Origin of the sequence: Nostoc sp. (assembly GCF_036917815.1) — a bacterium.
Classification (GTDB): Bacteria; Cyanobacteriota; Cyanobacteriia; order Cyanobacteriales; family Nostocaceae; genus Nostoc.
In genome coordinates this window covers 20,962-33,148 of sequence record NZ_JBALEK010000065.1, presented here as the reverse complement: position 1 = coordinate 33,148, position 12,187 = coordinate 20,962, and the positions used below count along the sequence as shown (strand labels likewise).

Sequence of the window (12,187 nt, the reverse complement as noted above, 5' to 3'; positions counted from 1 at the left end):
GTCATCCTATGATTAGGAGAGTTAATTCAGTGATGTCTTTGATTTTAGTATTGAAAGGCTTTTTCCTTTTAGTATTTACAGACTTCTCAGAGAAATTAAAATCTCTACACAGTGATGATTTTGGAGAGAATCGATGTCAATTTATGTAGGTAACCTCTCTTATGATGTTACACAAGAGGATTTAAGCGGTATTTTTGCAGAATACGGTACTGTAAAGCGAGTTCAAGTACCTACCGACCGTGAAACAGGTCGTCCGCGAGGCTTTGCTTTTGTGGAAATGGGAACTGAAGCTGAAGAAGCAGCTGCCATTGAAGCTCTCGACGGTGCTGAGTGGATGGGTCGTGACCTGAAAGTGAATAAGGCTAAACCCAAGGAAGATAGAGGTGATAGAGGTTCCTTTGGTGGTAACAGAGGAGGATACGGTGGCGGTGGCGGCGGCGGACGCAACCGCTACTAACCTTGGAAACAAAAAAAATTTACCTAGAGTCTTAAGGTCAGACAAGGAGTCTGTCTTTTTTTTGTAATGTTACCGAAGCAGTGCTGAGTGCCCGTCCTTATTTCAATCCCCTAGATTTATCTATTGGGCTACTCAGCACTCCTGAATGCCTCCATAGCCATTGATGAAGTCAACTTAGTAGGAGAGATAATGACCCAAGTAATTGTAGGTGACAATGAACATATTGAGTCAGCCTTACGACGATTTAAGCGAGAAGTTTCCAAGGCTGGAATTTTTCCAGACATGAGAAAGCATCGTCATTTTGAAACGCCCTTAGAAAAACGCAAGCGCAAAGAAGTTGCCAAGCATAGGCAGAGTAAGAGAAGTTTTCGTAATTAAGGACTGATTTGAGATATAAAGGAAAACCCTCATAAAAGCTATGAGGGTTTTCCTTTTGCCTATTTTAAAATCAGGAAACCTAAAGAAACGCTAAAATCAAGTCAGCCTTTGTATTGTAGCGGTTGTGTCCCACATCACTCAGAGGGCGGTTCACTGCATCAATCCTGATTGTCAACGTCCTTATCCTCAGCCTTGGGGAAACAAATTTTGCAACAGCTGTGGCGCACCGCTAGAGCTGTTAGACCGCTATGTTCCACTTCAGCCATTGGGATCGGGAGGATTTGCTCAAATTTACACGGTTTGGGATGAAAAAACTCAAACCGAGAAAGTACTGAAAGTGTTGGTAGAAGATTCGCCAAAGGCACTGGAATTATTTACCCAAGAGGCGGCGGTTTTATCTAGCTTGCAGCATCCGGGTGTCCCTACAGTCGATGGCGATGGATATTTTCACGTCAACCTGTTTAATCCCAAAGCGCACCAACTGCCTTGTCTGGTAATGGAAAAAATCAATGGGCGGACTTTGGAGGAGATATTAAAAAAGTTTCCCCAAGGTTGTCCAGAGAATTTAGTTTTAAACTGGTTTGCCCAAGCTGTACAGATTTTACAGGAATTACATAAACGTCAGATTATTCACCGGGATATCAAACCTTCTAATTTAATGCTGGGTACATCTTTGCCATCTGTAACGCCACCTCAAGGGCAGACAGAGGGCGATCGCCTGGTACTAATTGATTTTGGCGGGGCAAAACAATTTAGCCCCTCTAAGTTGCGTTCTCAGTCTAGTTCCACCCGCTTATTTTCTTCTGGCTACAGTCCACCAGAACAAGTGATTGGAAGTATTGTCAGGCCAAGTGCCGATTTTTACGCCCTTGGTCGAACGGTGATTGAACTACTAACAGGCAAATACCCGCTAGAGTTGGAAGATCAGCAAACTGGGAAATTGCGCTGGCGAACTGCGGTGAAGGTCAACCCGCAACTAGCAGATTTGCTGGATGAGATGGTGCAGGAGGATGTGCGATCGCGTCCAGCAAATGCAGCGATCATTCAAAAACGTTTGGCGAAGATTTCTCAACCATTACCGCCACCAGGATTATTTGCCCAACTGCGAGACAAGATTAAGCAAGTCTCAACGCAAGCTTCCCAGAGATTTACACTGCTAACACAAGCGATTGAACAAGCTTTCGCTAACTTTAGCCAAGCTGTCATTAAAACGGTTATTTTCATCGCTCAGACAATCATCAAAATTTTCAGCGCTTGTTTGGCGACGATTTGGGCGATGATCCTGAGTAGTATCGGCGCTTGTTTTGGTGCGATCGCTGGTTTTATTTTGGCCTATCACACCAGTTTCGGGCGGCGGGTTGTGGAATTTATTTTCAGTCAGCTAAACCAATTAGTGCCAAATACTCAACCCGTCTTCGGGGCAGATATTTTGATATTCATTGCAGCAGGCTGGGGAACCGCATGGGGACTGACAGTATCCGGGTGTTTTGGTCAACGACGGCGGTTTTTAGTAGCATCCCTCATGGGCGTGATTAGCTATGGTTTCGGCTGGTTGATTTTGCAATTAATCACACCAAAAGATAGCGGCGAGGGCTTAGTGGCAGTGATTTTAGTGGCAGCTTGCCTACTCACCTTGAGCTTAGGACTTCGCAGCCATCATATAGTGTACGCTGTGTTCGCTGCCTTTGGTAGTGCGATCGCCTATGCAGTTTTGATTCTTTTGAAGTTAGCACCTCCGATCTTCCAATTTACTAGTCAGCCAGGTTGGTCAGAGTTATACAAGCCTCTGATTTTTTTTGGTTCTGTGGGCTTCTTTATTAGCTTCTGGTTAGGAGTGAGTTATTACTTAATTGTCCCTGGATTGCGCCTTTTAGGATGGCGGTGAAGAAGGTAGGGAGCGGGGAGCAGCGAGCAGGGGGAGATGTGGGAGACGAATTAATAACCAATGCCCACTTGCCCTGAGCGGAGCCGTACCACTTCGTGGAAGCAAGCTACGCGTAGCGTCTCGTAGAGAAGGGATGCCCAATGCCAATACCTAAAAACAAGATCCCCCTAGTCGTATTTTTCATCGAGCTAGGGGGATCACATATATGGTAGTCTATAATTGGTTCGGTATAGTTCCTAACAACTCGATTCTATAGCCTATATTTTAGTTTGAGTAGTCTTACCATTAGAATTTATAGTATTTTTACAGCTTCTTAATCAATGCTTCATCCCTGTTGTTCCTGAGAGAAGCAGTATATGTAAGTATGACAGTATGCGATGTGCGTAAATTGTCATTTTTGTAAATATCAGTAAAAAATATGAAACTTCAGATTGCTGCTACCATAGCCCTTTTAGCTTGTTTCGGGTTTGCAGACCAAGCCTTTGCATTAAATCAGCTAGACTTCGATCAGTTGAAGACAACAAGTGCCTGTCCCCGGTGTAATTTAAGTGGTGCTGACCTAAGTAAACTGAATCTAACTGGAGCAAATTTGCGAGGGGCTGATTTGAGTGGTGCTACATTATCTCAAGCTAATCTCACGAACGCCGATTTCACAGGTGCAAATTTAGAAGGTGCGGTTTTAAATTCGGCGAATCTCACTGATGCCTCCTTTACAGGAACAAATTTGAAATCAGCATCCCTGGAAAATGCCGATCTGTCTTATGCCGGTTTCATCAGCGCCAATTTAGAAGCAGCAAACTTCAAAGATGCCAAATTACAGTTTACTAATTTTCGGGGGGCTAATTTCCGACTAACAACTCTGGCTAATGGTGTTGTCACTTCTGATATGCTTTATAACTGGTCGTCAGAGCGTCAAAAGACCAGAGAATGTAACCACTTCAAACCCGAAAATACTCCAGGCACAACCTGTTATTCAAAATAAACTGGGGCACTTGTACTGAGCGTACCCCTCCGGGGAAGCAAGCTACGCGTAGCGTCTCGTAGAGAAGCCGAAGTATTGGGCATTGAAAAGAGGCAGAGGGGCGGGGTGCTGCTCTTGCAGAGGGGAAAACTCATCTCCCTGCTCCCCCCATCTCCCTCATCTCCCTCATCTCCCCCTGCCCCCTGCTTGTTCTTAACTATCCTTGTATAGCAAAAGCATTTTGTTTGTTAACAGTTCTTTATCATGGGAAAAAAGCCTATAGATTAATTGAATTGATGCTTACCCGTATTAAAGACTTAGCAGCAAAACTAGCGCCCCGCTTAATTGAAATTCGCCGCCACATCCACTCTCACCCAGAACTGAGCGGTCAAGAGTACCAAACAGCAGCCTTTGTAGCTGGTGTTTTGTCTTCCAGTGGTCTGCACGTACAAGAAGGAGTTGGCAAAACGGGCGTTATTGGAGAACTCCAAGGCACTAGCCAAAATGACCGTTTATTAGCAATTCGTACCGATATGGATGCCTTGCCAATTCAAGAAGGCACTAATTTGGAATATGCCTCTCGCGCAGATGGTGTTATGCACGCTTGCGGTCATGACGTACACACCACAGTGGGGTTAGGAACGGCAATGCTGCTGTCCCAACTGGCAGAGGAATTGGGGGGGAAAGTGCGGTTTTTATTTCAGCCAGCCGAAGAAATTGCTCAAGGGGCAAGCTGGATGGTGAAAGATGGGGCGATGAAAAATGTCTCAGCTTTATTAGGGGTTCATGTTTTCCCTTCTATACCCGCAGGCTCTATTGGCGTGCGTTACGGGGCATTGACAGCCGCAGCTGATGATTTAGAAATTCTGATTATGGGAGAATCTGGGCACGGGGCGCGTCCCCATGAGGCTATTGATGCAATTTGGATTGCTTGCCAAGTCATTACGACATTGCAACAAGCCATCAGCCGGACGCAAAATCCCTTGCGCCCGGTAGTATTGAGCATAGGAAAGATTAATGGTGGGAGAGCGCCGAATATAATTGCAGATAAAGTGCAGTTGTTGGGAACCGTGCGATCGCTCCATCCCGAAACCCGCGCTCATCTCCCGAACTGGATTGAAAACATTGTATCTAATGTTTGCCATACCTACGGAGCAAACTGTCAAGTCAATTATCGCCAGGGTGTACCCAGCGTCCAAAATGATTACGCCTTGACGCAATTGTTACAATCAGCCGCCGAAGAAGCTTGGAGTAGCGATCGCGTTCAAGTCTTACCCGAACCCTCCCTTGGTGCTGAAGATTTTTCGATGTATTTGGAACACGCCCCCGGTTCGATGTTTCGCTTGGGTGTAGGCTACAAAGAAAGAATCATTAATCACCCATTACACCATCCCCAATTTGAAGTTGATGAATCTGCAATTATCACTGGGGTTGTAACTATGGCTTATGCGGCTTATAAATACTGTCAGCAAAATTTATAAACAAAAACTCCCAGCACTGATGTGCTGGGAGTTTTTGTTTAACTAATCTTTTTTAGGGGATATAAAAAGCCCGAAAGCATCCTACACATTCGATTCAGTAACAACACCTAGTTTTCGTTGAATTCGAGTCTTAGCAGCTTTGAATTCAGTAGCAAGTTGTTCACTTTGCTCAGTAGTCAAGTTGTTGCGAATGGCAGCAAACATTGTGGTTTCTTCTTGACGAATATGATCGCCGAGAGCTTCCAATAGCTGTTTCACTTTCTCTTTGAATAGGGGTGAAGATGGGCTGAGAGCCTTAATTTCTTCTAAGGCCAGCTTTGCATGAGCTTGTTCATCAAACAGTTCTTGAGTGTTAGCTTGACCGTAGAAAGGACGTACTCTTGGGTAGACTACTTCTTCTTCAGCTTCAGAATGGGCAGTTAAATCCTTGTAAATTTGACCGAAGTACTCTTGGATCTTCTGGGGATCATTGCTTTGTAGCAGTTGAGTAAACAGGGTATTTACCTTGCCATGATCGAGACGGATAGCATCTTGGATATTTAGATCCTTTTTGTCGGTGTTTTGAGTGACAGCACTACCTACCACACCACTGACTGCGGCCATAGCGTCTTGAACACGCGCCCAAATTCCTTGATCTGCATCTTGTCCAGTGAGTTCGCGGACACCGAGAATTTCCAGAATACCTTTGAGTTGCTCTTGATGAGCGCGGTTCTCAAAGTTAATGGTATTCAAAGGTGCGATCGCAAGCAAAACGTCAGCACCAACTTTTTGAGCAGCCTTATGAACTATCAAGCCACTCATTACTAGTTGATGTTTCAGTAATTCATGCTGAGATACTTTTTCATACAGGCTCAATTCAGAACCTTTGAACAATTCACGGGCTTTTTCAATGAATTGTGTAACAGTTTTTTTGGGTTCAGCCTGAATGCCATACTGACCAATTACAGTTTCGAGAATGCCAAGGTTTTTTTCGTCATCATTGAGGAAATTCCGAATGCGATCGGCAATTTCGGCATCAAGTCCTTCTTTCAAAAGCGATTTTTCATTTTCGATGACTAACTGTTGAAGTGCTTTTATGCTTGCCAATTTTACGGCAATAGCATTGCGTTTCGTATCATCTAAAGTAGTTACCATCCGTGTTCTCCTCGGCAGTGTTCATAATTCTTAACTTATATAACCTTGACATAGAAGTTAGGTATATTGCCTCTTTCTTTTGAGCGATCGCTCTCACAACTCTGGGTAGAGAAACAAAACTTTTCGTTACATTTTATGTTTGTATACTTTTAGATAGATAATATTTAAATCTGCATTCTATCCCCAGGCGGATAAAATTTTAATGCTAGTTTTATAAAGTCATATATTTTGATATGGCGCTTCTCTGTTGAGTGCAATACAGACCTAACCCCCAGCCCCTTCCCTACTAGCGTTGGGGAGCAATATACTTTGACCTCTCTCCTTTTAGGAGAGAGGTCAAAGTATATTGCATCCATTCGAGAACCGCTATAGGTAGGGATAATTAAACATAAAATAAAATCCTAGTTCGTAGTGAGCGATTCATCGCTCAAAACAACAATTATCAGGACTTTAGCCCTGACTACAAACTTTAATTTATTTACGCCTAGCTACTTAAATCTAAAAATTAAAATATCAATAATCTAAGATTTCCTTAACAAAGCTCTTTAAATCCACCTCAGTCGGGCGTTTTTCAAATTGCTCGTGGCTATAAATCCACACAAGCTTGATTAAACAATCATTTGTATTGACTAAATACATTAATCTAATTTGTCCAGAAGCGCCTTTGGATACCTTCAACTCTAGTTTGTGAAATGACCATCCTTGAGGTAATTCAATCTTTCTAGGTAAAGGCTCATTACGAGAATTGAGAGGATATTGATCTTCAATTAAATCTTCCAAAACTTCTGCGACACACTCAACAAAATCTGATCTGTAAGCTTTTGCGAGTTTTTTGAAAGAACGGTTGAAATTATCAGATTTTTCAATCGAGAAGGGAGTTGAGCCAGTCACGCACTTCTCCTTTACGAATACGAGTTGATGATTCCTAAGTAGAAGCGTCCTTCAAAATTTCCTGCATTACAAATTGATACGCAGGATGATCGCGCTCTATTTGGTCTAGTTTCAGATGTCCCAATGCTTTCAAGTCTTCAAGAAGAATTGGATTAGTTGAGCTAGCCTCAGGTAGCAAACCTTTACGCGCCTTTTTCCAAGGAAACTCCAAGTGTGTCATACCACTAAGTTGATAAGCATGGTAGCCACCAAAATATTCCCATACTTCTTCTAGAAGCCGTCTCTTATCCTCAGGGATCTCTAACAGGAATTCTTGACTAGGAATAGGTAATTGTTTAGCTTCAAATTCACTGTAAAATCTGTAAGCCGGAGGACAAACAGGACCATAGCGCCATGCTTGTATTTGTTCTTCAAACAATGGCTCATCATACATCGCCAAATGTAAGCTTTGCGAGTAATACAGAAGCTTTTGAACCTTCATATTGGTCATTTCTGCTTCTATACTGTCTTCGTAAGCTCTGACGGTGAAGTAGCGAGCCACATTTAGACAATCAATCATAATCAGACTCGCAAATTAAGACTGGTTAACTATCTTAGCTATTTTTAATGGTCACTTACAATTACTATTTTAGTTGAAATCTATTAAATTAGTACACTTTTACTATTAAAAATCTACTAATATAGCATGGCGTAAATCCAGCTACCATCTAAATTAACTACATAAGTTCCTCAGATCAACTGGTTAAAGGTAGGCAAACTTCCCCATCAAGTCTCAATATTCCGAACTTCTTTTACGGTGAAGTGTACTCAGGCGATCGCAACGCAGCCTTGACAAACCTCACCGCAATTGTGACGATTACGCTAGAATTATTAAAGGTTCTTTACAGAGTTCTGCTAATCATACCCAATTCTGTTAAAAAAGCCTAGTATTCAAATGTAAATCTTAAAACCCCCTCTAGAGTTCACCAAAAGCTTCTATGACGCTCCCAATTCGCAACGTCGCAATTATCGCCCACGTTGACCACGGCAAAACCACCCTGGTTGACGCACTCCTCAAACAATCCGGCATTTTCCGCGAAGGCGAAGACGTTCCGGATTGCGTTATGGACTCCAACGCCCTAGAACGGGAACGGGGTATTACTATCCTGTCTAAAAATACAGCCGTTCGCTACAAAGATACGCTAATTAATATTGTTGATACTCCTGGACACGCTGACTTTGGTGGCGAAGTTGAACGCGTACTCGGCATGGTTGACGGATGTCTTCTGATTGTCGATGCCAATGAAGGCCCCATGCCCCAAACGCGCTTTGTCCTGAAAAAAGCTTTGGAAAAAGGGCTGCGCCCCATCGTTATTATCAACAAAATTGATCGTGGACAAACTGACCCCCACGTTGCTGTTGATAAAGTTTTGGATCTGTTCTTGGAATTAGGGGCAGATGAAGACCAGTGTGATTTTACCTATCTGTTTGCCTCCGGTATGGCAGGTTTCGCCAAGGACAGCTTGGAAGCAGAATCAATAGATATGCAACCCCTGTTTAACGCGATTCTGAAACACGTTCCATCACCAGTGGGCGACAGCACTAAGCCTCTGCAATTACAAGTCACAACCCTAGATTATTCTGAATATCTGGGACGGATTGTGATTGGCAGAATTCACAACGGTACAATCCGCTCAGGACAACAAGCAGCTTTAATTACAGAAGATGGTACCATTGTCAAGGGTAAAATTACCAAGTTAATGGGCTTTGAAGGACTAAAGCGCATAGACATGGAAGAAGCAACCGCAGGTTATATTGTGGCGGTGGCTGGTTTCGCTGATGCTTATATTGGGGAAACCATTACTGATCCCAACGAACCGCAAGCTTTACCACTAATTAAAGTGGATGAACCAACCTTGCAAATGGCGTTCTGGGTGAACGATTCGCCCTTTGCTGGTCAAGAAGGTAAGTTGGTGACATCAAGACAAATACGCGATCGCCTATTCCGCGAACTCGAAACCAACGTTGCTTTGCGTGTCGAAGAAACCGATTCTCCCGATAAATTCCTCGTTTCCGGTCGTGGAGAACTCCACTTAGGTATCTTAATTGAAACCATGCGGCGGGAAGGTTTCGAGTTTCAGGTATCTCAGCCACAGGTAATTTACCGCGAAGTCAACGGTCAACCTTGCGAACCTTACGAACTTTTGGTGTTAGATATTCCTGCTGATGGTGTGGGTAGCTGTATCGAACGCCTGGGACAACGCAAAGGCGAAATGCAAGATATGCAACCAGGTAGTGGCGATCGCACCCAGCTAGAGTTTGTCATTCCCGCCCGTGGATTGATTGGTTTCCGGGGTGAATTCATGCGGATGACTCGTGGTGAAGGCATCATGAACCACAGCTTCTTAGATTACCGTCAACTGAGTGGCGATATTGAAGCCCGTAACAAAGGCGTTTTAATCTCCTTTGAAGAAGGCGTTTCTACCTTCTACGCCATGAGAAATGCCGAAGATAGAGGAGCATTCTTTATTACTCCCGGCACAAAGGTTTACAGAGGCATGATTGTGGGAGAACACACTCGTTCCCAAGATTTGGAATTGAATATCTGTAAGACCAAGCAGTTAACCAACCACCGCGCTGCTGGTGGTGATGAATTGGTGCAACTGCAAGCACCGATAGACATGAGCCTAGAGCGTGCTTTGGAATACATCGCCGCCGATGAATTGGTGGAAGTTACACCCCAATCAATTCGTCTGCGGAAGATGTCGAAGAAGTTGGCAAAACGGTAAGTTTAGTTAGTTGATTCATTTAAAAAGCCCGCAGATGCGGGCTTTTTAATTTGTTAGTTATAGCTTTTTTAAATTAACTAGTCATATCATGTCCGCATAATTAGTTATGATTCCCACAGTCATTGCACCCCACCCCTTAATCCCCTCCCCGCTTGCGGGGAGGGGAGACGAAGCATAGCTTTGGCGGGGTGGGGTTCTTCGGGTTTAATAAGTAATCAAGCGGACATGATATCAGGCTTAATTGCTGGCATCCAAAGGAGTAAAGTTATGGGAATGTACGGTAATTTCAAAGCTGTTACCCCTGAAGAATTGGATAAGTTTCTCTCCTGCTCTACCACAGAATAAATTTCAGCATTGTTATATATTGATCAAGAACTTGATACATCAGGTGATTACTTAGAAATTGAGAAGAAGTGGCAAGGATTACACTTTTTATTAACAGGTAGTGCTGATGGCGGAACACCTCCTTTATCCTGGTGTGTGTTTGGAAATCACTCCATCGGTGGCGATGAAAAACCAATCTTCTTTGGTTGGATTGGAATTCGGTATCTTTTACCTAATGAGGTTCGTCAAGTTACCCAAGCACTATCTGAAACTTCGCATGAAGTTCTAGCATCTCGTTACTCACCGCGTGACATGGATCAACAAGAAGTTTACCCAATCGGTATCTGGGAACGGGATGGCGATAGTGGGCTTGATTACATTTTGTGGTGTTACCCAGCAGTTGTTAGTTTTTACCAAAAGGCTGCATTTCAAAACAAGGCGATGTTAATGTATATCACGTCCTAGCTGCCTTCCTTAACAATAGATAAACATTCGCCTGTTGGGATTATTGGGCGTTTCGCAAGCAACGGAGGATGAACGAAAATGGTCAGTTCTAATAGTGCATTGAATATGCCACAAACTTCCTTAGATGTTAGAGTTTCAGAGCAAGAAGTCAGTAAACAAGAGTTGCAACCTTTAACACAAGGATTTCAACTGCAATACACACATCCTCATGGACAACTTTATCAAGGTAATTCAATTGATTGGCTTACATCGCTTGATACTGAAAGCGTTGATCTAGTTTTTGCTGACCCACCTTATAACATTAAGAAAGCTGATTGGGACAACTTTGAGAACCAAGAGAAATATATTGAGTGGTCAATTCAATGGATTAGTCAAGCTTCACGTATTCTAAAGTCAACTGGCTCTTTTTATATTTGTGGTTTTTCCGAAATCTTGGCTGATTTAAAGCATCCAGCATCAAAATATTTCAAAAATTGTCGTTGGTTAATTTGGCACTATAAAAACAAGGCTAACTTAGGTAGTGATTGGGGACGTTCTCATGAAAGCATCATTCATTTTCGTAAATCTGATGCCGTTAAACTAAGTATTGACGATGTGCGAATTCCTTATGGCGCACATACATTAAAATATCCATCTCACCCGCAAGCAGAGACAAGCGCCTACGGAAAGGGAGCAATCAATAAACACAATAACTGGACACCTAATCCAAAAGGTGCCAAGCCTAAAGATGTCATAGAGATTCCTACTACTTGTAATGGGATGGGTGAGACAACACCCCATCCAACTCAAAAACCAGAAGAATTATTGAGAAAATTTGTTCTTGCATCATCCAAAGAAGGAGATTTGGTCGTTGACCCATTTTCAGGTTCAGGAACAACTCTTGTGGTTGCAGAACAGCTTAAGCGTCGCTGGATGGGATGCGATCTAAATATTGAGTACAACTGTTGGGCAACTAAACGATTAGAAAATGTCCGTCGTATGACAAAGGAAGAATGGATAGCCTTTGATCGTAAAAATGCAGAACGAAGAGAGTCTATCCGATGAGTCTAGAATATTTGGTAAATCACGCAGTAGATAAACAACGTTTTCAGACTATTCCAAACTATATTACCTTTTGTAGAAATTATCTACAATTTATAGCGACGGGCTTACAAGCCAGAATTGTTTCACAAAATGAAAATCATTACCAGTTTTATCAATATGGCATTAATGCAACGTTTTTGCCAGGACACTTCAAAGCTTACACTATCAAACTAAATCCACTTGATGGTATATATTACTGCGATATTCGTCCGAATATGATTACGGATGGATTGCTTTCACAACACATCCAGACCATTGACAATCTATTTTATCGTGATATTTGGCAGTTACTCAGTAGTAATGGGCAGTCTCTGGAAGAAGTTGAAATTGAGGAAGGTGAGAACGAGGAAAGCGAATAAT

Annotated in this window: 12 protein-coding genes; 9 read left to right on the top strand and 3 right to left on the bottom strand. The window is 42.9% G+C overall.

Translation table 11 applies throughout. From position 1 onward, the window contains the following. Positions 1-133 precede the first annotated feature (133 nt). From V7K97_RS20175 to V7K97_RS20155, 5 genes are all read left to right on the top strand, one after another. On the top strand, positions 134-457 hold the full coding sequence (locus tag V7K97_RS20175; protein ID WP_334802780.1) for an RNA recognition motif domain-containing protein: 324 nt from the start codon (positions 134-136) through the stop codon (positions 455-457). Positions 458-646: 189 nt separating this feature from the next. Beyond that, positions 647-835: a 30S ribosomal protein S21 gene (rpsU, locus tag V7K97_RS20170; protein WP_012407716.1), complete on the top strand. Its 189-nt coding sequence runs from the start codon at positions 647-649 to the stop codon at positions 833-835. 124 nt (positions 836-959) lie between these two features. Then, entirely contained in the window at positions 960-2,720 is a 1,761-nt protein-coding gene (locus V7K97_RS20165) for a serine/threonine protein kinase (protein WP_334802779.1), read from the top strand. A gap of 418 nt (positions 2,721-3,138) precedes the next feature. Further along, a complete protein-coding gene (locus V7K97_RS20160; protein ID WP_334802778.1) occupies positions 3,139-3,702 on the top strand; it encodes a pentapeptide repeat-containing protein in 564 nt (187 codons plus the stop codon). Between the two features lie 275 nt (positions 3,703-3,977). Further along, positions 3,978-5,162, top strand: a complete 1,185-nt coding sequence (locus tag V7K97_RS20155) for a M20 family metallopeptidase (RefSeq protein ID WP_334802776.1) — start codon at positions 3,978-3,980, stop codon at positions 5,160-5,162. 81 nt (positions 5,163-5,243) lie between these two features. Here V7K97_RS20155 and V7K97_RS20150 read toward each other — a convergent pair whose 3' ends face one another. From V7K97_RS20150 to V7K97_RS20140, 3 genes are all read right to left on the bottom strand, one after another. Beyond that, positions 5,244-6,296: a hemerythrin domain-containing protein gene (locus V7K97_RS20150; RefSeq protein ID WP_334802775.1), complete on the bottom strand. Its 1,053-nt coding sequence runs from the start codon at positions 6,294-6,296 to the stop codon at positions 5,244-5,246. Positions 6,297-6,809: 513 nt separating this feature from the next. Further along, positions 6,810-7,187, bottom strand: a complete 378-nt coding sequence (locus V7K97_RS20145) for a hypothetical protein (RefSeq protein ID WP_334802774.1) — start codon at positions 7,185-7,187, stop codon at positions 6,810-6,812. A gap of 34 nt (positions 7,188-7,221) precedes the next feature. Beyond that, a complete protein-coding gene (locus V7K97_RS20140) occupies positions 7,222-7,746 on the bottom strand; it encodes a Panacea domain-containing protein (protein ID WP_334802773.1) in 525 nt (174 codons plus the stop codon). A 418-nt stretch (positions 7,747-8,164) separates the two neighbouring features. Here V7K97_RS20140 and typA point away from each other — a divergent pair, with 418 nt between their 5' ends. The 4 genes from typA (at position 8,165) to V7K97_RS20120 (ending at position 12,186) form a co-directional block, all read left to right on the top strand. Further along, positions 8,165-9,955, top strand: a complete 1,791-nt coding sequence (gene typA / locus V7K97_RS20135) for a translational GTPase TypA (RefSeq protein ID WP_334802772.1) — start codon at positions 8,165-8,167, stop codon at positions 9,953-9,955. A 354-nt stretch (positions 9,956-10,309) separates the two neighbouring features. After that, positions 10,310-10,744 carry a YfbM family protein gene (locus V7K97_RS20130; protein WP_334802771.1) on the top strand — a complete coding sequence of 145 codons (435 nt, stop codon included), beginning with the start codon at positions 10,310-10,312 and terminating at the stop codon, positions 10,742-10,744. 78 nt (positions 10,745-10,822) lie between these two features. Further along, a complete protein-coding gene (locus V7K97_RS20125) occupies positions 10,823-11,788 on the top strand; it encodes a DNA-methyltransferase (protein WP_334802770.1) in 966 nt (321 codons plus the stop codon). After that, a complete protein-coding gene (locus tag V7K97_RS20120) occupies positions 11,785-12,186 on the top strand; it encodes a hypothetical protein (RefSeq protein ID WP_334802769.1) in 402 nt (133 codons plus the stop codon). The genes V7K97_RS20125 and V7K97_RS20120 overlap by 4 nt, the downstream gene beginning before the upstream one ends. The last annotated feature ends 1 nt before the right edge of the window (position 12,187 follow it).